Origin of the sequence: Aliihoeflea sp., assembly GCF_052435475.1 — a bacterium.
In the GTDB taxonomy this organism is placed as follows: domain Bacteria; phylum Pseudomonadota; class Alphaproteobacteria; order Rhizobiales; family Rhizobiaceae; genus Aliihoeflea.
Genome location: NZ_JBQVMV010000001.1, coordinates 190,008 through 210,590, shown reverse-complemented (window position 1 = coordinate 210,590; position 20,583 = coordinate 190,008). Strand labels below are relative to the sequence as shown.

Annotated in this window: 18 protein-coding genes; 10 read left to right on the top strand and 8 right to left on the bottom strand. The window is 66.2% G+C overall.

Annotation, left to right across the window (positions count from 1 at the left end):
- Positions 1–25: 25 nt before the first annotated feature.
- From ACT6QU_RS01025 to ACT6QU_RS00995, 7 genes are all read right to left on the bottom strand, one after another.
- Positions 26–1,225 carry a glycosyltransferase gene (locus ACT6QU_RS01025; protein WP_444564850.1) on the bottom strand — a complete coding sequence of 400 codons (1,200 nt, stop codon included), beginning with the start codon at positions 1,223–1,225 and terminating at the stop codon, positions 26–28.
- Positions 1,222–2,139 carry an XrtA system polysaccharide deacetylase gene (locus ACT6QU_RS01020; protein WP_444564849.1) on the bottom strand — a complete coding sequence of 306 codons (918 nt, stop codon included), beginning with the start codon at positions 2,137–2,139 and terminating at the stop codon, positions 1,222–1,224. The genes ACT6QU_RS01025 and ACT6QU_RS01020 overlap by 4 nt, the downstream gene beginning before the upstream one ends.
- Before the next feature lie 5 nt (positions 2,140–2,144).
- Positions 2,145–3,038 (bottom strand): hypothetical protein, encoded by an 894-nt coding sequence (locus tag ACT6QU_RS01015; RefSeq protein WP_444836592.1) that lies wholly within the window; start codon positions 3,036–3,038, stop codon positions 2,145–2,147.
- On the bottom strand, positions 3,035–3,433 hold the full coding sequence (locus ACT6QU_RS01010; RefSeq protein ID WP_444564847.1) for a VanZ family protein: 399 nt from the start codon (positions 3,431–3,433) through the stop codon (positions 3,035–3,037). Before ACT6QU_RS01010 ends, ACT6QU_RS01015 begins: the two co-directional genes overlap by 4 nt.
- Before the next feature lie 10 nt (positions 3,434–3,443).
- Positions 3,444–4,181 (bottom strand): methionyl-tRNA formyltransferase, encoded by a 738-nt coding sequence (locus tag ACT6QU_RS01005; RefSeq protein WP_444564862.1) that lies wholly within the window; start codon positions 4,179–4,181, stop codon positions 3,444–3,446.
- Between the two features lie 198 nt (positions 4,182–4,379).
- Positions 4,380–6,479, bottom strand: a complete 2,100-nt coding sequence (locus tag ACT6QU_RS01000; protein WP_444564846.1) for a GumC family protein — start codon at positions 6,477–6,479, stop codon at positions 4,380–4,382.
- Entirely contained in the window at positions 6,476–7,726 is a 1,251-nt protein-coding gene (locus tag ACT6QU_RS00995; RefSeq protein ID WP_444564845.1) for an O-antigen ligase family protein, read from the bottom strand. Before ACT6QU_RS00995 ends, ACT6QU_RS01000 begins: the two co-directional genes overlap by 4 nt.
- Positions 7,727–8,040: 314 nt before the next feature.
- On the opposite strand from ACT6QU_RS00995, the gene ACT6QU_RS00990 reads away from it, so the two are divergent.
- The 9 genes from ACT6QU_RS00990 (at position 8,041) to ACT6QU_RS00950 (ending at position 17,687) form a co-directional block, all read left to right on the top strand.
- Complete coding sequence (locus tag ACT6QU_RS00990) at positions 8,041–8,778, top strand: sugar phosphate nucleotidyltransferase (protein WP_444564844.1); 738 nt, start codon at positions 8,041–8,043, stop codon at positions 8,776–8,778.
- Positions 8,779–10,017 (top strand): DegT/DnrJ/EryC1/StrS family aminotransferase, encoded by a 1,239-nt coding sequence (locus ACT6QU_RS00985; protein WP_444836859.1) that lies wholly within the window; start codon positions 8,779–8,781, stop codon positions 10,015–10,017.
- A gap of 13 nt (positions 10,018–10,030) precedes the next feature.
- Entirely contained in the window at positions 10,031–10,714 is a 684-nt protein-coding gene (locus ACT6QU_RS00980; RefSeq protein WP_444564842.1) for a sugar transferase, read from the top strand.
- Positions 10,711–11,760: an SDR family NAD(P)-dependent oxidoreductase gene (locus ACT6QU_RS00975; RefSeq protein ID WP_444564841.1), complete on the top strand. Its 1,050-nt coding sequence runs from the start codon at positions 10,711–10,713 to the stop codon at positions 11,758–11,760. Before ACT6QU_RS00980 ends, ACT6QU_RS00975 begins: the two co-directional genes overlap by 4 nt.
- A gap of 11 nt (positions 11,761–11,771) precedes the next feature.
- Positions 11,772–13,088, top strand: coding sequence for a polysaccharide biosynthesis/export family protein (locus ACT6QU_RS00970; protein ID WP_444564840.1), 1,317 nt, complete (start codon positions 11,772–11,774; stop codon positions 13,086–13,088).
- The gene (locus ACT6QU_RS00965) at positions 13,085–13,810 is read left to right on the top strand and encodes a hypothetical protein (protein WP_444564839.1); all 726 of its coding nucleotides are present in this window, start codon (positions 13,085–13,087) and stop codon (positions 13,808–13,810) included. The genes ACT6QU_RS00970 and ACT6QU_RS00965 overlap by 4 nt, the downstream gene beginning before the upstream one ends.
- Complete coding sequence (locus ACT6QU_RS00960) at positions 13,798–15,177, top strand: oligosaccharide flippase family protein (protein WP_444564838.1); 1,380 nt, start codon at positions 13,798–13,800, stop codon at positions 15,175–15,177. The genes ACT6QU_RS00965 and ACT6QU_RS00960 overlap by 13 nt, the downstream gene beginning before the upstream one ends.
- Positions 15,167–16,675, top strand: coding sequence for a hypothetical protein (locus ACT6QU_RS00955; protein ID WP_444564837.1), 1,509 nt, complete (start codon positions 15,167–15,169; stop codon positions 16,673–16,675). Before ACT6QU_RS00960 ends, ACT6QU_RS00955 begins: the two co-directional genes overlap by 11 nt.
- Positions 16,676–16,910: 235 nt before the next feature.
- Entirely contained in the window at positions 16,911–17,687 is a 777-nt protein-coding gene (locus ACT6QU_RS00950) for an SDR family oxidoreductase (RefSeq protein ID WP_444564836.1), read from the top strand.
- Here the strand turns inward: ACT6QU_RS00950 and ACT6QU_RS00945 are convergent.
- Positions 17,680–18,486, bottom strand: a complete 807-nt coding sequence (locus ACT6QU_RS00945; RefSeq protein WP_444564835.1) for a hypothetical protein — start codon at positions 18,484–18,486, stop codon at positions 17,680–17,682. The genes ACT6QU_RS00950 and ACT6QU_RS00945 overlap by 8 nt on opposite strands.
- A 76-nt stretch (positions 18,487–18,562) precedes the next feature.
- On the opposite strand from ACT6QU_RS00945, the gene ACT6QU_RS00940 reads away from it, so the two are divergent.
- A complete protein-coding gene (locus ACT6QU_RS00940) occupies positions 18,563–20,578 on the top strand; it encodes a GumC family protein (RefSeq protein ID WP_444564834.1) in 2,016 nt (671 codons plus the stop codon).
- The last annotated feature ends 5 nt before the right edge of the window (positions 20,579–20,583 follow it).

The following is a 20,583-nucleotide window of genomic DNA, read 5'->3' as shown; positions in this document are numbered from 1 at the left end:
GAGAGGTCGTGGAGCGGAGGGCGGGTCACAGACGCGGCTCGCTGGCGGCAAGCTGGCCGACGGGCTCGAGCGATTTCCGCCGCTCCCGGTCCAACTGGTTGTAGAGGCGCGCGTGGCTGTCGGCGATCGCCTCGAGACTGTAGCGGCTTCGCGCGCGCCGCGCCGCGGCCATGCCCATCCGGCCGGCGCGCTCCTTGTCGACGAGCAGGGCGAGGATGCCCCTCGCCAGCGCTTCGGGCGAGCCCATGGGAACGATAGAACCGGTGACCCCGTCTTCCACCACGTCGCGGCATCCGGGAATGGTCGTCGCGACGACCGGCAGTTCGGCAAGGCCGGCTTCCAGAAGCGCGCGCGGCACCCCTTCGCGATATTCGGTCGGGAATGCGAAGAGATCCGCCGCGCGCAGGAGGGCCGGCACGTCGCTTCGCGCACCCAGCGCGACAACATAGGGCGCGTGTGCGTCGATTTCGGCCTGAGATATCGCGAGCGGTCCCTCGCTTTCGCGCGGGCCGACGAGCACGAACCGGACGTCGGGGCGTTCGCGGTGGACGATCGCGGCCGCATTCAGCAGCGTCGGGATGCCCTTCTGGCGCGTCATACGGGTGACAGTCATGACGATTTCGCCATTACCTAGACCGAGCGCCCGGCGCATCTGGCTGCGCGAAGGCGAAGCTTCCAATGCGCGTTCGAAACCATCGACGTCGACCCCGCCGCCGCCACCGGGAATGACGAGGCCGTTTCGGCCGGCCATGGAGCAGTCCTCGAAGAATGCGCGGTCGTCCTCGATCTCGAAGACGGTCGCGGCCGTGAAGCGCGATGCGGCGCGATGCAGCAGCCGGTAGACCGGCCGCATGGACCAGGCGAGCAGCGATCCGGTCGAGTAGACCCAGGCGCGCCCGCAAATGGTTCGAACCGGCGCCGACCAGCCGGTGAGACCTGCGGCCATCGGCAGGTAGAGGCACGGCTTCGTGTCGAAGCCTTGCGCAATGTCGGGCCGCAATTCGCGCAGGAGCCGCGACAGGTTGGCGAGGGAGGCGATGTCGGCCAGCGGATTGATGAAGCGATGGAACCTGAAAGGATGAAACGTTATGCCGACCGCCTCGAAGGGCGCGGCATCGCCGCTTCCCGCCGCCGAGACGCGAAAGCCACGATCGCGCATCGCCAGGATGAACGGGATGCGCAGATTGTGGTCCTCGCCACCGACGTAAAGCACATGCGTCTTCATGAAAGGCTGGCTCCTGCTTCAGCGTGCGGAAGAATGGCCGGATCGATCGCGACGGCGCCGCCGCGCCTGCGCTCGATCATCTCGCCGATCGTCATCCAGTGGAAACGCGCGCACAGCGCCTCGAAGCGCTCCTCGCACCGATGGAGATTGACGCGTTGGCGATAGGTGTTGAACACCGACATGCCGTCGACGCGCGGCTGGCCGGGATCGATTTCCCAGGGATGGATGTAGAAGACATAAGGGTGGCCGCCGGCCAGGATGACGTCGATGCCGCGCATCCAGGCCGCATAGGGCACGAAACGGAAATAGCCGCCGCCGCCCCAGGGAATGCCGCGCCGGCTGAAACGCAGGCACGAGACGCAAACCTCGTGGAACCCCTCGCCCAGTTCCGCAATGTCGCTGCCGTCGTCGATCGTGCCGAGGCTGCCATAGCGATCGTGCGCGGCCGTCGGCACCATCGAGGAATCGTAGGCGTGACCGGTTTCCTGCAGGATCGGAATGGCCCACGGCGTGATCGAGAAGCAGGGCGCGCGATAGCCTCGCACCTCCTGCCCGGCAATGTCCTCCAGCAAGGCCTTGGCGCGGCCGACGTCCTGCCGAAACGCCTCCGGCGAAAGCGAATAGACCAGTTGGTGGGCGAAGCCGTGCGATGCGACCTCATGGCCGGCGGCGGCGATTTCGCGCACCAGCTTCACATTGCGCTCGGCGACCCATCCGAGGACGAAGAAGGTCGCCCGCGTGTTGGTGGCGTCGAGGATTTCAAGCATCCGCATCGTATTGCGCTCGACGCGGGGCTCGCACCGGTCCCAACTGTCGCGCGACACGCCGCGTTTGACGTTTTCGCTGTGGAACCAGTCCTCGACGTCGATCGACAGCGCGACTTCGGCGGCGCGTCGTTGGGCGGGCTGCCGCATCGGGACTACTCCGTCTTCAGCCGCGCGACGCGGCCCGCCATATAGGCTGAGAAGATTTCGCGCAGATCGGGGAAGCTCGTGCCGTCGGCCTGGCTTAGCGCCGGACAGGCAGTCCGCTCCTGGACGCCCCAGGAATACGCCATCGCAAAGGGGCGCACCGAAGGCGGGACGCGCTGGTCCCAGATCTCCAGCATGCGTTCCAACTCGTCGCCGCTCGGCATCCGGTAGTAGGGTGTCTCGGTGGTCGCGCATTCCTGCCCGAAGAGCTGGAAGACCGGCACGATGCGGTCGGGAGTAATGCCGGCGGCGATGGCCTCGTCGATGCGCTGCGTCAACGCCTTCATGTTGCAGCCGGTGGTCGCGTTCTTCACGTTGCAGGGGTACGGCGCAACGCCGATATAGTCGGCGGAATCTTTCAAGGTCGCGAATTCGGAACGATCGGCCGAACTGTTCTGCACGATGATGAAGGTGCGCGCCGCAGTGTCCGTGCTCCTGATCAGCTCCGATCGCTCGGCGACGCGGGCGGCCGCATCCGGGCACTTGGCCGGATGCGGCTCATCGGAGATGTAGTAGATGCCGCTGAATTTCGGGTGGCCGGCAAGAGCGGAAACCTGTCTGACGACCTCGTCGTCGGAGAGACGCCATGCGCATTCGGTGTTGTAGCCGTTGCCAAGCCAGAACACGCCCTTCATCCCGTCCGGAAGGCTCTCCAGAACGGCTATGCTTGCGACGTCGGCAAGATCGAAGCCGTCCTGTCTCGCGGTTTCGAAATCGCCCTTCAAGTTGCTCGCCATATGCCGCTGCCCTGCAAGGCCCGGGGTCTGGCACAGTGCCAGAACCAGTGCGGTCGCGGCGGCAAGCTTGATGCTGGACGAGGCGCGGCGCGTGTTGAACGTCATGACAAATGTCCTTTCGACAAGGCGCCTTGCGCCCGTTTCTTTCGCCACCGCCGCGCATACTGGTCGATCGAAAGGCCGCAGGCGGAGCCGACGAACCCCGCGACCGCATCGCCGAATGCGGCGCTTCGCCCGGGGATGAAGGCCTGCAGCGCCTCGGAGGCGAGCGCGAGAGCGATGAGCCCGGCGGCTATGGCGAAACGCCGTCCCGACACCGCTGCGGCCATGATGATCGAGGAGACGAGATAGGCGCCGAAATGCTCGATCTCGCCGGGGATGCCCGTGCGCAAATCGCCGAAGACAGGCACCAGCGACAACACCAGCAACGTCGCGACGACAAGGCCGACAGAAATCGTCGGCGCGGAAAATTGCGGGCGTGACCTCTCCCCCGGTGCCATCGCGCGGGCCTCACAACAGCCGGTGGCCGCGCCTGCGCAGCGCGCGGACATCGGCATGAGCGGGGAAGGTGAAGTAGGAGGCCTGCCGCATGTCCAGCGGCGTGGCGCGACTGCGACCTTCGCGCAATTCGGTCAGCACCTCGATCAGGAGCCGCGCTCCTTCGCGCTTGGTCCCGCGGATGACGCGATCCAGCGTGTCGCGCTCTCGGAGCGGAAAGGACCGCGTTCCCAGGACGTCTCCGGCGTCGAGCTTTTCGACCATCCGGTGAACGGTGATGGTGACCTCCGGTTCGCCCTGCTGCATCTGCCAGAAGGTTGGCATCATGCCGCGATAGCGCGGCAGGCGACCCGAATGGATGTTGATGCAGCCCATCGGCGGCACGCCCAGAAGTTCGGGGCCGAAAACCTCTGGCGCCGCGACGGATGCGATCACGTCCACATCCATCCGCCGGACATGCGCGATGAAAGCCGGGTCGTTGACCGAAGAAACCGCGAACACCTCGATGCCCTGCGCCGCAGCCAGTTCGGAGATCGTCTCGCGGCGCAGCCGGGCGCGCGCATAGCGAAGCACCTGGCGGGCGGCACCGGCCAGCCCGTACATTCCCGCGATCCTGCGGAAGGAGGCGATCTTCGATTCCCGAAACGGATGATCGATCGCTATCGACTTCAGGTCGAATGCCCGTTCCGGCAATTCGGCAAAGAACACACGGAAGAATTCGATAACGTAGATCGGGTCGTCCGAGGTCACCAGAAGCAATCTGGTCCGCCGTGCCGGTGCACCCGTTCGCAATATTCGAACATTGTCATCGGCAGGATAATCCATCTGCGCCCCCGCTTGATTTGCGAATATTTTGCCGCCGAAATATAGATCGATTATGTCCCGACTTTTCCAAATCTGGGTATGCTCTATTCCGGGGTACTTATTGTTGGTTACCCGGGAGGCACTTCAGTTGATCTCGCGATAATGGTGACGCTCGTACCGGCGCAGAGGAACCATGGTCATGACCAGTTCCGTGCGCTCGGCCATCTGGAGGTCGTGCAGGCGCGCAAGTGCGGTGCGCGTATCCTCGATCAGGGTGCGGCCCCAGCGCGAGGCGAGAACGACGCGGTCGACCAGCGGCAGGATGAGCCGGGCGTCGGCCGTCCCCGCCATTGGCGAGCCGTCGATGACAACGACGTCGTACTGGCCGCGCAGGTCCCGCATGACCCTGTCGAGTTCGCGATCCGCCAGAACGAGCATGGGGTCGATCCGGTCGACCGGCAGCGGCAGATAGTCGATGCCGAAGCCTTCGTGGCGCGCGATGACGTCGCCTGGCGGCGCGCCGCGCAGAAGGTCGAGAATGCCGTTCCCGCGCGCCGCATCGAAGCCGGGCGCCAGCCCCGGACGGCGGAAATCCAGGTCGACGAGGAGCACCTTGCGGTCGATCGTGCGCAGATAGGCGGCGAGCGAAATTGCAAGCGTAGTCTTGCCTTCCCCGGGCCCGCTCGACGTGACGAGGCAGATGCAGGATTCCTTGCCGTCCGGACCCGTTTCGATCGTCATCTGCGCGGATAAGAGGCGTACCGCACCTGTATATGCCGAGAAGGGCTGGGCGAGACGCGCCAAAGCTCCCCGCTGACCCGACAGCCGGCCGACATGGGGCAGCAGCACGGTTTCGGGCGATCGGCCATCCGCACCGACGAGGCTTGGGCTCCGCAGCGTATGGTTCCCGCGTTCGAGTATGAGTGCGACGAGCCCGCCGCTCAGGCAGGCGAAGAGCGTTGCAGGAAGAATGAAGAGCAGCGTGTCGGGCGAACTGGGTTTTTCAGGCGGCGCCGCCAGCGAGAGGACGCGTGCCTCGGGCGGCCGGGATTCCTGGGTCAGCAGGTCAGCCTGACGGCGCAGCAGCGCGTCATAGACCTGCAGCGCCGCAGCCGCATTGCGCACGTGGTCGCGATAGGCGAGTTCGGCTTCCAGCGTCTGCGCCCGGACCGACTGCAGCCGCGATTGCCAGCGCTCCAGATAGCGAACTCGAGCTGCCAGCACGTCGGAGTCGGGTATGTCGGCACCAGCCGCGTCCGTTGCAGTTTCAGGCCGGCCGGCGCTCGCAGCGAAGGGTGCGGCCATACCGGCCAGGGTTCCGGGATGACCGGCGATGCCGAGCGGATAGAGTGGCATCGGACCCGATCGCGCAGTTGTCTGGAACGTGGAGGAGTTCGCGTTGCCATCCCCTCCCGGACCTTTCGTCGCTTCCGGCCCGTGGCTTCTCTCCGCCAGGTCGAAGCGCGCGATGGCGAGTTGGCGATTGATCTCGGCTATGCGCAGATCTTCGTCGCCGGCATCCCCGTCTGCCAGAATGCCGTGGGCGGACGCGAAGCGGCGCAGCGTACCTTCGGCCGCCTCCATCGCCACCTTCGCTTCGGGTATGCGCTCTTCGAGCCGCCGGAGCGAATCGAGGCGCGACTTCGCCCTCTGGCTGCGCAGGTCGTCGACATAGACCTCGACGCCCGTATTCGCCATCGCTGCCGCAGCGACGGGATCGCGCGAGCGATAGGTCACCGAGATGACCCGCGAGCGACGCTCCCGGTAGACGTTGATGGATTTTTGAAGATCATCGAGGCTCAGCGCGGCGAGATCGGTTTCCGGTTTCTCGGGCGGCACGGCCACGCTGCCGGAGGCGCCGGTGAAGGGCGCCAGCCGCGCGATCAGTTTGGTGCGCAAAAGTTCGATGCGATCGGTCATCGATGGTGCCGGCACCGTGTCGGTCGAGGCGGCGGGGTTCGCGGCGTGATCCAGGCTCTTCAGCATCTGGCGCAGATGACCATCGGACATCAGCATCTCGACGCGCGTGTCGACCGCCGCGTCGTCGATCACGTTGCCGATCGTGGCGGCCTGGGCATCGATGACGAGCTGTGCCTTGGCCGTGTAGGTCGGCGGAACGACAGCCGCCACGACGATGCCTGCCGCTGCGCCGAGGGCGCCGGCTCCGAGGACCAGAAGCCAGCGCCGACGCAGCACGGTAGCGACGAAGCGAAACGGAGGGACGTCCGCGTTGACGGGCCTCATGCGCGCGCTCCCACGGGATGCGGCGCATCGCTGCGCGCGGCGACGCCGACGCGTGCGGTTTCCAGCAGGCACAGCATGATCCCGAACCAGAAGATCGGATGGCGGATGACGAAATGGAACATCGAGAATGCCGTGAAGCCGACCGCAAGTGCGGCCAGCGACGGCAATCCGGCGCGCCAGCATCGCGTAAAGGCGGACAGGCAGAGCCAGGCGAACAGAAGCACCGCCACCACGCCGCCCTGGGTGAAGAGATCCAGCACCGTGTTGTGCGCCTCGAACTTGTCGGGCGGCGGCCGCTTGTAGGACTTGCTGGTTAGATGGGCGCCGGGGCCGAAACCGACGAGATTTGCCTCAAGTCCCTTTTCGATCGCCTCGGTCCACAGCCCGAGGCGCGTGTCGCCCTGGTTATCGTCCTCGTAGACCGCGGTCGACTGCGTCTGCACATAGACCAACATCGTTCGTGCGAACGGGGCCAGCGCAAGCGCCGCCACCGGCAGCGCAAGCACCGCGAAGATCATCAGCGCGTCGCGGAGGCGATGGTTCGCAGAAGGCCTCGACAGCATGGTCCACGCGCCGGTCGCGATCAGCGCAAGCGCGGCGAGCGATACGCAAACCACGTAGGAATCGCTTTTGGTCAGGAGTCCGACCCCGAAGACCATGATGCCCGCGCTCGCCGCCAGAAACCGTTCTCCGGCACGATCGCTCTTCTCGACGAGATAGATCGATAGCAGCGTCAACGTCGCGCACATCAGGCCGAGCTGGTTCGGATCGAGCGACCAGCCGCGGAAACGATCGAAGAACCAGGGATCTGTTCCGGGCACGACGGATACGCCGAAGCCGTCCGCAAGCTGCACTGTCAGCACCGCGACGCCGCAGAACACGACCAGCCGCGCGGTGCGCAGCCGGCGGACCGGGTCATCCAGATCGAGCGCCAGAAGCATGCTGATTGCGATCAGGAGGCTGTAGGCGACGACGTCGTGGGCGATGGAGGGAAGGTCGTGAAAGGGTTCGACCAGGAGGCCGACCACCATTCCCAGCGAGAGCGAAAGGGCGAAGATGAACCAGAAGGACGCGACCCGGAAGACGACCGGGCCCACGCTGCGCGGCACGAGCAGGCGTTCAAGGCTCGTGAGGCCGATCCAGCCGAAAAGACACGCCTCGCCGGGGCCGATCGGCAGGCCGCCGATCCTCAACTGCGTGGCCGGGTAAAGCACCAGCCCCAATGCGAACAGACCCTCACGCAACATGATGCGTCCCCGAAGCCCGAAGTCCGCGCGCGGTCGTCAGCATGCAAACGACGCGGCAAAGGTTACATTCCACATGAGAAAGGCGCCAAGACAAATACTATTTGGAGGTAGCCCCTCCATAAATGTCTTAATACCTTTTAGAATTTCGATTTAATACTAGTCATTATCTGTATTGCCCATTTATTGGCAATTTCTGTACGGTATATTTTGAAGTAAAAACATCATCTTCGAATGCCGCTTCAACAAATCAACAACTGCGGCCGAACAATTCCAACGTTCCGCAGAATGGCAATCGAACGGCAGGGAGGGTGAACATGAAAGTCGTGATTCAATGCGGGGGTATGGGCACGAGACTGCGGCCCTATACGATGGTGCTCCCCAAGCCGCTCATGCCGGTCGGAACCAAGCCGGTGCTCGAACTGCTGCTGCGCTGGCTGCGCCGCAACGACATCCAGGACGTCTACATCACCACCGGCTACCTCGCCCATCTGATCCGCAGTTTCTGCGGCGACGGGCGCCAGTGGGACATGCGGATCAAATATACCGAAGAGCGCGAGCCGCTCGGAACGATCGGGCCGCTCGGCCTCCTGCGCGAAGAACTCGACGAGACCTTCCTCGTCATCAATGGCGACATCCTGACCGACCTGAGCCTCACGGCCTTCGCCGATTGTCACCGCTCCTTCGGGGGGCTCGTCACCGTCGCCTCGGCCCGCCGCCATACCAAGATGGAGTTCGGCGTGATCGAGCAGATCGGCGGGCGCATCGTCGGCTTCAAGGAAAAGCCGGTACTGTCCAACCTGATGAGCATGGGCATCTACTGCATGGACCCGAAGATCATGAAGCACATCCCGAGCGGAATCCCGTTCGGCTTCGACGATCTCATCTTGTGCATGCTGGGCCGGGGCCTGCCAATCTTCAGTTTCCCGCATGAGGGGCTTTGGCTCGACATCGGGCGGGTCGAGGATTTCCAGAGCGCCCAACAATTGAGCTGGGACGACCAATTGCCGGCGTTCGAGCACGCCATCGCGCCCGAACAGGTGGCGGCGGAGTGAATGATGGATACCGAACAGATCATCGAACGTGGCCGGTCGGCCCCCCTTGTCTCGCCGTCGATCGGCGCGGCTGTCGAGACGGACTCTCCATCTGGTCCCTCCCCTAAGCGGGCGCCGGCGCCGAACCTCCTGGTGGCCGAACCCATTCTCGGCGACGAGGAGAAGGACGCGGTCCGCGCCGTTCTCGACGGTGGCTGGATCACGATGGGGCAGAAGGTTCGCGCCTTCGAGGAGGCCTTCGCGCACGCGCATGACGTCGAGGATGCCGTCGCCGTCAATTCCTGCACGGCCGCGCTTCATCTGATCCTCGATGCGCTCGGCATCGGCCCGGGCGATGAAGTGCTGGTGCCGTCGCTCACCTTCGTGGCGACGGCGAACGCCGTTCTCTATGTCGGCGCGAAGCCCGTCTTCGTCGACATCGCGGCGCTCGACACTCCGCTGATCTCGATGAGCGATGCCGATGCCAAGGTCAATTCGCGAACGCGCGCCATCATCCTCATGCACTATGCCGGCTATCTCACCCATGCCGAGGACTGGCGCAACTTCGCCGATCTGCACGACCTCGTCATCATCGAGGATGCTGCCCACGCGGTCGGTGCGCGAGGCGTCGGCCATGTCGGCGATGCGACGGCGTTCAGCTTCTATGGCAACAAGAACATGACGACCGCCGAAGGCGGCATGGTCACTGCCGCAAATCCTGCCCTCCTCGCCAAGGTCAGGCAGATGCGCGGCCACGGCATGACGCTCGACATGCGCCAGCGGCTGAACGGGCGGACGCCGCACTACGACGTATCCATGCTGGGCTACAACTATCGCATGGACGAGCTGCGCGCCGCGATCGGCCTCGTCCAGCTCGCGCACCTGCCGGCCTGGAATGCCAGACGCCGTGCACTGACCTCGTCCTATCGGCACGAGCTCGCACGCAATTGCCCCGACATCGGCGTGCCGTTTTTCGAAAGCGCGATCTCGGCCAATCACATCATGCCGGTGGTGCTGCCCGCCGGAACGGATCGCGATGCCGTGATCGCCCGCCTCGCCGGGGAGGGAATCCAGACGACCATTCACTATCCCCCCGTCCACACGCTCTCCTACTACGCCAGCAGGTTTCGCGACGTCCGGCTTCCGGTGACGGAGGAATTCGCCGCATGCGAACTCAGCCTGCCTCTCCATCCGCGCATGCAGGCCACTGACGTCGAGAGGGTCGTCGCCAGCCTTGCAGATGCGCTCAAACATTCATGACGGGGGATCGATCATGCGTACACACCCATATCTCGACGCCCGATTGCGCCGACTGCTCGATGTCGTGATCGCCGGGGCCGCGCTGGTGGTGTTGGCGCCGCTCTTTCTGGCCATCGCCGTCGCGATCGTCGCCGAATGCGGTCGGCCGATTTTCTTCAGGCAGGTCCGGCTCGGCGAGGGTGGACGGCATTTCACGATCTACAAGTTCCGCAAGTTCGCGACACGAGAGACGCGCGCCGGCTTGCCGCTGACCATGCATAACGACGCACGGATGTCGCGCATCGGCAGGCTCCTGGCCGACACCAAGCTCGACGAGCTGCCGCAATTCTACAACATCCTGCGCGGCGACATGTCGGTCGTCGGCCCGCGACCCGAAAGCCTCGACTTCGCCGACTGCTTCGATGCGACGACCATTTCGATCCTGGAGCATCGTCCGGGCATACTCGGGCCGAGCCAGGTCGCCTTCCGCAACGAAGGCAGCCTCTTCCCCGTCAACGCCGAGCCGACGCGCTTCTACCGGGAGGTGCTGTTTCCGGCCAAGGCCGGCCTCGACCTGCGTTACTATCGGGACCGCACGCTCTATACCGATTTCAAATGGATCGTCGTCGGCATCCTGGCGGTCGTCGGCCTGAATGCCTCGTCCGTCAGGTCGGCGCCGATGCCGGGCATGGCGACGACGGAGGGCGGTCAGCCATGAACGTCCACGAACCAATCGGCGGTCCCTTCCGTTGCCCCGAGACCTATCGCGGCCTCAAGGTGCTCGTTACCGGAGCCGATGGCTTCATCGGCTCGCATCTGACCGAGCAACTGGTGCGGCGCGGCGCCAGCGTCACCGCGCTCTGCCTGTACAACTCGTTCGACACGCATGGCTGGATCGACGAGATCGACCCGCGCATCCGCGCCGAGCTCCGCCTCGTTCGCGGCGACGTGCGCGACGCCACCTTCATGCAGCAGATCGTGTCCGGCATGGCGGTCGTCTTCCATCTGGCGGCGCTCATCGCCATCCCCCATTCCTATGTCGCCGCCCAGTCCTACGTGGATACGAACGTGACCGGCACGCTCAACGTCCTCGAGGCCGCGCGACGGTCCGACGTTCTGCGGGTCGTCCACACCTCGACGAGCGAGGTCTACGGAACAGCCCTGTTCGAACCGATCTCGGAGCTCCATCCCCTGCAGGGGCAGTCCCCCTACTCGGCGACGAAGATCGCAGCCGACATGCTTGCCGAGAGCTTCACGCGCTCGCACGACCTGCCGGTCGCGATCCTGCGTCCGTTCAACACGTACGGCCCGCGCCAGAGCGAGCGGGCGGTGATTCCGACCGTGATCCGCCAGATCCTCGATCCGGCCGCCGGTCGCATCGGCATCGGCGATCTCAGCCCACGGCGCGATTTCACTTTCGTCGAGGACACGGCGGCCGCATTCGCCGAGATCGGTCTGTCGAACAGCATCGAATTCGGGCGCCCCTACAATACAGGCAGCGGCAAGGCGATCACGATCGGCGACCTTGTCGATCTGATCTGCGAGGTCACCGGATGCCGCAAGACGGTCGAGCGCGACGCGGAGCGGGCCCGCCCGGCCAATTCCGAAGTCCGCGCCCTCGTCGCCGATGCCGATCGGTTTCATGCCGCGACCGGATGGCGGCCCGCGGTCGACCTGCGGACCGGGCTTGAGCGCACGGCCGAGTGGTGGCGCGAGCGGCTGTCGGTCGGCCGGGTGCGTCCGCAACTGAGCTTTGCAAGCTGAAGGAGGAAGCCATGCGGTTCGTCCATTCCTCCCGCGCGCGATTGGCAATCCTGGGCGGCGCGCTGCTTGCCGCCGGCGCTGCGGCAGGCGCCGATTATCGTCTTCACCCCGGCGACATCGTCGAGATGTCCGTTGCCGGCACGCCGCAACTCGGTCTGCGCGCGCCGCTGCAACTCGACGGGACACTCACCTTTCCGCTGGTTGGGACGATCGAGGCCGCAGACGCGACAATCGCGGTCGTACGCGACCGCATCCAGACCGTTCTTGCCAGCAAGGTGTTGCGGCTTCACGCCAATGACGGCAGGGAATACCTGCGGGCCGTCGAGCGCGAGGACGTCGCCGTCTCCATCGTCGAATACCGGCCCGTCGCTATCGGCGGCGACGTCGCCCGGCCCGGGGAAGTCCCGTTCCGGCCGCAGATGACCGTGCGCCAGGCGATCGCGTCGGCTGGCGGCACCTTGCCGCTGCTGGCCGCGGCAGCCGGTCCGACCTTCGATGTGTCCGGCCTGCGCAGCGACTATGTCACCGCCTGGCTCGCCCTCGCCGCCCAGCACGTCCGTATCTGGCGTCTCGACGGCGAACTCGAAGGCGAGGCACCGTTCGATGCGAACGCGATACCGCCGTCGCCCTCCGCCGAGGCCGATCTCGACGCCCTCCTCGCGTTCGAGACGGCTTATGGGGAAACCGAGCGTGCCGAATTCAGCGCGCAGCAGGAGCATCTCGAACGATCGATCGCCCAGGCCGACGAGCATATCGTGGTGCTGACCGAACAGCAGAAAAACGAGGAAGAAGGCGTCGCGGTGGACACTGCAGAGCTTGCCCGCTCGGGCGACCTCCTGACGCAGGGCACGGTTGTTCATGGACGCGTGACCGATGCCCGGCGCGCACTCCTGATGTCGTCCACCCGGCTCCTGCAAACCCGTTCGCAACTGATGCAGGTCCGGCGCAACCGCGAGGAACTGACGCGCGACCTTCAGCGCCTTGCCGGCGAGCGGCGACTGGATTTCCTGCGTCAGTTGCAGGAGGCGACCGTCAAGCTGGCATCGGACCGGGAACGCATGCACAGCATCGAACAGAAGCTGCAACTGGCCGGAATCCAGGTACCGAGCGGCGCGCAGCCGGCCGCCGAGCCAACCGTCGTCCTCTATCGCCAGCAGGCATCGGCATCGACCGTGCGTCTCGAAGCCGATCTGGATTCAGCGCTCGAACCGGGCGACTTCGTCCAGATCTCGCTTGCGGCGGCAGGCGCTCCCGTTTCCGGACAGGCGACGCCGGCGAGCGCATTCTTGAGGGCGCGGCCGGCAGGCCTGCGCATGGCCTCGCCATGATCGTCGAGATGTTCGGCCCGGCGGGAAGCGGAAAGACCAAGCTGTCCCGCGCCCTCGCGCAGGCCCTTGCGGACGACCGGATCGACGTGCGGGTCGTCGCCAGCGACCGACCGGCCGAAGCTGCGACCGGCAGCAGGCTCGGTGCCGTCCTGTCACGCGCAACGAAGCTGCCCGAGGCGCTTCGCCTCGCATCGCGTCCCCCCCGGTCGCCGATCGCCGATCGGCTTCTTGCTCTTTATCCGCCACGAAATCCGCTCTGGGCGCTTCGCTACCGCCGATATCTCGACCGGCTCGACGCGCAATGGCGTGAGGCCACGCAGGACCCGGGGATCGTCATCTTCGACCAGGCCTATCTGTGCGCGCTGTCGTCGCTCGTCATTCTTGCCGGCCGCGCCGACCCTTCGCGCCTTGCCTACGCTCTCGATCTTCTTCCGCAGCCCGGCGCACTCGTGCAGATCGACATTTCCCGCAGCGCCGTTCATCAACGGCTCGCGGCGCGTCTTGGCCGGCAGTCCGTCCTGGAACGCCTGTTCGAACTGTCACCGAAGGCGAGCGCCAACCAGATCGAGATCGCCCACGCCATCGGCCGCGAACTCGCCTTGCGCAACCGCATCGCGATCCGTGTCGAAAGCGGGCCTGACACGAGCCCGCGCGCCAATGCGGCACGTATCGTGCGCTCCCTGGACGTCATTCGGCGGGAGGCGGACGCATGCGCACCTTGAGCGCTACGTTCGCGCGTGTCCCGCCGGGCAAATTCGGTGCACGCGGTCTCTCCGGGCTGTTGTCCTCCAGTGCCGGAGCATTCGCCGTCCTTTGCGCCGGCGCCGGCATCACCTATGCCGCCCAGCTCGTCATCGCCCGCGCGATCGGACCGGAGGGGTTCGGCATCTATGCCTATGTCGTCGCCTGGGTCATGCTCTGCGCCTACGTCGCCACGCTTGGCTTCCACACTTCGCTTCTTCGACTCCTGCCCGCCTATGAAGCGCGAGGAGCGTGGCCGCTGGCGCGCGGGGTCCTGCGTTGCGCGATGGTGACGACGCTTGCACTTGGAGCAGCGTTCGCGCTGCTGATCGTCGTTTTCGCCGACCGGCTGGCCGATGGGGACGGCGCATTGGTCCATGCGTTGCGCATCGGCGCCGTCGCCATCCCCTTGATCGCGTTTCAACTGGCGGTGTCGGCCGGTGTGCGCGCGTTCGGCGGACCCGTCGTCGCGCTCGTGCCGGAACGTATCCTGCGCGATGGCACCGTGCTCGCCATCGTCGCAGGCGCCACGCTTCTCGGCCTCGGGCAGCCTGATGCCGTATATGCCGTGCTGGCTTTTGCCACAGGCTGCGCAGTCGCGCTCGCCTTCGCGCTGACGGCCCTGCGCCTGCTGCGACCGCAAGCGCTGGCCGAAGCGCGCGCCGAAGCCGCCTTTCGCGAATGGCTGGCGCCGGCTCTCCCGCTGACGGTGCTGCTTTTTGCCGACAATGTCCTCGTCAGATCCGGCGTGCTCGTCCTGGGCATGATCGCCAGCGTGCACGAGGCGGGATTGTTTGCCATCGCCTTCGGCTTGTCGCTTCTGGCCGCGCTGCCGCGTATGGCGATCGCCAGCGCCTTCGCGCCGCAGGTTTCGGCGCTTCACGCGCGCGCCGACATCGATGGCCTGCGCACATTGAGCGCCCGCTCGACGCTCCTGTCGTTGATCGCAACCATCTGCGTCGCGATTCCGCTTCTGGGCGGCACTCCGGTACTCCTCGGCTGGCTCGGCCACTCCTTCCTGGAGGCGGCTCCCATCGTCGCGATCCTGATGGCGGGGCAGGTCTTCGCCTCGGCCTTCGGACCGCAGCAGCATCTTCTCACCATGACCGGCCACGAACGCGCGAGCGCGGTGATCTTCCTTGTTGCGGCGACGTTCGGCGTCGCCGCCGCCCTGGCGCTCGTTCCGGTCCTCGGCATCCATGGCGCCGCCTTTGCGTCGGTCGGGTCAACGGTACTGCTCAATGCGGCGCTGGCCGTCGCGATCCGGCGCCATCTGGCGCTGCCGCCGGGCATGGCGATCGCGCTCGGACGTTCGCTGCGACGGGGGAGAGGCCACCATGCCGGCTGAGAATCTGATCGAATTTCCGACCCGCGATGCACGCGCCGCCATCAATCCGGTCGTCCGCGCGCTACTCCACGGAATGGCGGCTCGTTCGATCCGCTACTGTCACTGGAAGAGCAACATGCGCCTTGCAGACGCGCTGTCGGGCGACGACGACATCGACGTCCTGATCGATCGGCGGGACGCCTGTGCCTTCCACGCATTGCTTGCCGAAACCGGGTTCAAGCCGGCCGTCTCGCGCGCCCGGATCGGTCACCCGGGTGTTTTCCATGCCTTCGCGCTCGATCGGGATTCGGCACGGCTGATACACCTCCATGCCTATTCGCAGGTCGTCACCGGCGACAGCCTCGTCAAGGCGTACCGGCTGCCGATCGAGCACGAACTCCTGGACGACACGCGCCTCATGCATGGCGTAAGGGTTCCGCAGGCAGACGCTGAACTCGTCCTGTTCGCCGTTCGCAACGCGCTCAAGCATACGAGCCTCGCCGAAATCGCGATGGTCAGCCGACATTATGCCGGCGTCGTGGCCGAACTCGACTGGTTGCGTGGCCAGTGCGACGTCGACCGCGCGGCAAAGCTGTGCGCGTCATGGTTCCCGGCAATCGACGAGCGGCTCTTCCACGGCTTGCTGGCAGCCATCGGGACGGAGCGCGCCGTCGCGCGGCGCATCCGGCTCGGCTTTCGCGTGGCGCGCGCGCTGAAGGGTTTGCGCCGGGTCGGCCGCGCCGCGGCCTTCCTGGACAGGGCGCGGCGCATCGCGGCGCTCGGTTTCTCGCGCATTACGGGCCGTCGCGACCTCGCCCTTGCCACGGGCGGAGCGGTGATTGCGCTGGTGGGGCCGAAGGCCGTCGGCAAGACCACGCTCGGCACGGCGCTGCAAACCCGCCTCGGGGAGCATCTCGACGTGCGGCGCATCCATGCCGGCAAGCCGCCCGCGACCCCGGCGACGTGGCTCCTTCATCTGGCAATCCCCCTCGCCCGCCGTCTCTTCCCCCGAGAGCGCCCCGGCGAATACGAAAAGCCGGAGCGGCGGGAGAAAAGCCCTTCGCTCCTCTATGTCCTGCGCATGGCGATGCTCGCACACGACCGTCGTCACCTTTTGCGCAAAGCGATGCGCGCCGCCACGGCCGGAACGATCGTCATCTGCGATCGCTATCCGTCTCTCACGGTCGGCAGCATGGACAGCATGCAATTCTCAAAGGCCCAGCAGGCGCGCGCGGCGTCCGCCCTCAAGCGAGGCTTGATGCGGCTCGAAGAGAAGTTCTGCCTCGACCTGCCGCCGCCGGGCCTCGTGGTCAGGCTTCAGGCACCACTCGGCACGAGCCTGACGCGCGACCGCGAGCGCGGCAAGGAAGGCGGGCCGGACGCCGACGCCGTCGAGCGCCGCCGGGCGCTGGAATCGAATGGCGACTACGGCAGCGCGCCTGTCGCAGCCATCGATACCGACCGACCGATCGACGTTACGGTTCGGGACACCGTGGGCGCCGTCTGGAACAGTCTGTAGCAGCTCGATTTTGCAGTCCGTGCTGCGCCATCCACCTTCAGCACTCCTGTAGAGGCTGCCGCGTCCGTTCGAACTCTTCGTTCGCAGCCCGACAACCGCGCCACCCGGCTTGCATGGACAAGCTGGCCGTGTTGCTTACTTTGCACTTCTGGATGCAGGTGCGATCCAGTTTCAGGACAGAGGCGGCCGTCGAATCGCCCGGCGTTCACGTGCAGGCAACATGGGAGAGTTTGATATGGATCTTGGCATCAACGGGCTTCACGTGCTCGTCACGGGCGGCTCGAAAGGGATAGGCCTTGCCTGCGCGAAGGCTTTTCTCGACGAAGGGGCCAAGGTGACGATCGTCTCGCGCAGTCGCGAGAACCTCGACAAGGCGGCTGCGATCCTCGGGGATGTCGGGCTGGTCGCGGCCGATCTGTCGGATGCGGCGGATGCCGCGCGCGCCGTCGGCGAGGCGGAGAGTGGCCGCGGACCGATCGACATACTCGTCAACAGCGCCGGCTCGGCGCGGCGCACGCCGGCCGAAGACCTCTCGCCGGATCACTATCGTGCCGCGATGGACGCCAAGTTCTTCAGCTACGTCAACGTCATCGACCCCGTCATCAAGCGCATGGCCGAGCGCGGCTCGGGCGCCATCGTCAACGTCATCGGCAATGGCGGAAAGGTCGCCTCGCCGATCCATATCGCCGGGGGCGCGGCCAATGCGGCACTGATGCTGGCCACGGCCGGGCTTGCCAACGCCTATGCCGGCCGTGGCATTCGCGTCCTCGCCGTCAATCCCGGCCTGACCGAGACCGACAGGGTCGCCGAGGGGCTTGCCGCCGATGCGAAGGCGCAGGGCATAACGGTCGACGAAGCACGCCAACGCGGCGTGTCGCGAATCGCGCGCGGCCGCTATGCGCGGCCCGAAGAGATCGCCGATGCGGTGCTGTTCCTCGCCTCCGGGCGAGCGAGCTATATTTCCGGCGTCTCGATCACGATGGACGGCGTCGCGGTGCCGACGATCATCTAGGCTCGTCGAGGCGGCCGACCATCCGCCGCAGCGAGTCGAGCGTCTGCTGGATGGCGTCGAGGTCCGCGCGCTCGGTCTCCGCCTGGCTGCCCATGCCCTCGTGCAGGCCGCGCAGGCGCGCGAGCCTCAATTCCTCGTCGCGGATCAAGGCGCGCGCCTGCTCCAGCGCGGCATGACATTTGTCGATCTCTCCAGCGAGCCACCCAGCTTTCGACAGGGCGAGCGTCAACCGCTTTTCGGCGCCGTCGATATCGCCTGCCTGGTTGTCTTCATCGGACCGGGCCATCTGGCGGCGGATGTCCTCGAACGCCTCGGCGTCGATCGCGCCGCTGGCCCGTTGGTCAGGCGCCGCGCCCTCGCCCGTAAGGCGCGCCAGCCAGTCGCCGATGCGGGGTGCGCGCCGTAAAGAGGGCGTAGCGGCGAGGATCGTATCATCGCCCCGGCCTGCGCCGGGCAGCCCGAATCTCTTTGAAGGTCGAGCATCTTCACCGGAGAGCCGGCGCAAAAGCGCAGGCCGCTGATCGACCGGCGGTGCGGGCGGGACCGGCGCTTGCGGTTCGATCGGCTGGATTTCGGCCTCGGGCTCGGGCTCTACCGACAGAAGCGACGCGGGCGCGGCCGGCACCGGTATTTCGGGTGCCGGTTCCTTGCGCCGAAACCTGTCCGCAAATCGCGCCATTGCCATGTTCTGTCCGTTCTCGAGCCGTCGGACGCGCGTCCACGACAGCAAAAACCTAGAACGACATGGGTAAGGAAAGGTTAACGACGCGTATCCGCCTCTCCCGATCATGGTGAACATCTTCTTAAGGACTGTCACTTAGCCTTGCGCGCACGGAATAGACGGCGCATCGCGCCTTTTCGACGAGCGAGGCATGATGAGCGACGTGGCATTCGGGGGCGCCGGCCGGCCGCAAGGCACCCATGACGACGGCAAGGTCACGATCTTCGACTTCGCCGCGCTGCTTCGCACACTGCGTCGCCGGCTCCTGTGGATTCTCGTTCCGACCATCGCCTTTCCGGTGATCGCAGCAGCCGCGTCGCTCGCCATGTCGAACTATTACTGGGCGACCGCGCAGGTGCTGGTCGACCCCGAGGGGATGCAGGTTCTCGAAGGCGAACTCTCGGCAAACGGCCGCTCGGAACAGACCTCCCTCATCTATGCGCAGAATCAGGCCTACATCATGGGCTCGAACCGCGTCCTGATGGAGGTCGTCGAACGGGAAGGCCTCGCGATCGATCCGGAATTCGGCGTCCCGCCGCCGGGCTTCGTCGCCTCCTTCTTCCCCGCCACGCCGAGCGCGGTTCCCGCAGAACGGCTGGCGCTGCGGGCACTGCAGCGCAATTTCAACGTCTCGCTCAATGAGGCCAGCTTCGTCGTCGAAGCTTCGGTTAAGTCGGAGGACCCGCAAAAGGCCGCCCGGCTCGCCAATGCCATCGCCGCGATCTATGTCGAGCAGCGTGCCGAAACGCGTGCCGAGGCCGTCGGCCGCGCGGCGGATGGTCTGTCGTCGCAGCTCGACCGGCTGCGCGAGCGAGTCGAGGACGGCGAGCGCGCCGTGCAGGCCTACAAGGTCGCCAACAACATCATCGATGCCGATGGCCGGCGCATCGGCGAGCAACGCCTGGCCGACATCACCACCGAGATCACCCGCGTCGGCGCGCGGATCGCCGAGGACGAGGCGCTGGGGGCCGAGGTCGCGCGGCTGCGGGCCGATTCGAGCTCGTTCGGTTCGGTCGCTGAAACCAATCTGACGCCCGCAATCGTGACCCTGCGTGCACGTCTCGCCGAGGCGCGGGAGGAAGAGGAAACGCTCGCCTCCTCGCTCGGCGCACGCCACCCGTCCTACCAGCTTGCCCGCACGCGCTCTCAGTCCGTCAGCCGCCAGCTCGACGTGGAGCTCGACCGGTTCGCGACCTCCGTCGATCAGCGACTTGCCCGTTCGCGCGCAAACCTCGCCAGCCTCGAAGCGCAGCTCCAGACGGCGGGCGCGACGGTTACCGCCGAGAACCAGTCGAGCGTCGATCTGCGCCAGCTCGAGCGCACCGCCGCCAGTGACCGGCTCGTCTACGAGGCGTTTTTGCTGCGCACGCGCCAGCTCTCCGAACAGGAGCAGGCCGTCAATCCGGAAAACCCGCAGATCATCGCCGCCGCCCTCGCCCCGCTCGAAAAGGCCGGCCCGCCGCGCACCATGATGACTGGGGGCGCGCTCGTCTTTGGTTTCCTCTTCGGCGTCGGCCTCGCCATGCTGCGCGAACAGTTCGACCAGACAGGGACGCCGGCCACCGCGCGCCGCGCCGTACCGGCCGGTGCTCCACCGGTCTTCCGCCTCTCGCGTCGTTCGGCGACCGGCGATGAAATGGCGATGCTTGCGACCCGCCGCGAAGCGCCGGCCTTCTTCGACCTCGCCAGCTTGATCGGCAGCATGCCGGCGGCTGGGCCGGTCGCCTCCATCGCGATAACCGGCGACGATCCCGACGACCGCGCCTTCGTCGCGCTCAACACCACGATTGCCGCGGCCAAGAGCGGACGCAAGGTTCTGCTGGTCGACGCCGGCCAGACCAGCAATCCGCTCACCACAGCCTTCGGCCTCGAGCGTCATCCGGGCCTCAACGACGTCCAGTCGCTTCGCCGCTTCGAGCCCGAATTCGCGTTGACCATCGATGCGGCCGGCTTCGCCTTCCTGCCGCGCGGCCTGACCGCGATCGGCACCGGCGCGCCGGTCGAGGACATCGATCTCGCGCGCTGGGTTGCGGCGTCGGGCAAGGATTTCGACCTGATCATCGTCGACGCGCCGTCAGCGGGTCGCGTTCGCCATGATGGCGCAATCACCGTTGGCGAAACCACCGCCGCCGGGTCCGCCCCGGTCATCGCGCAGGTCATCCGGGGCTGAGCGCG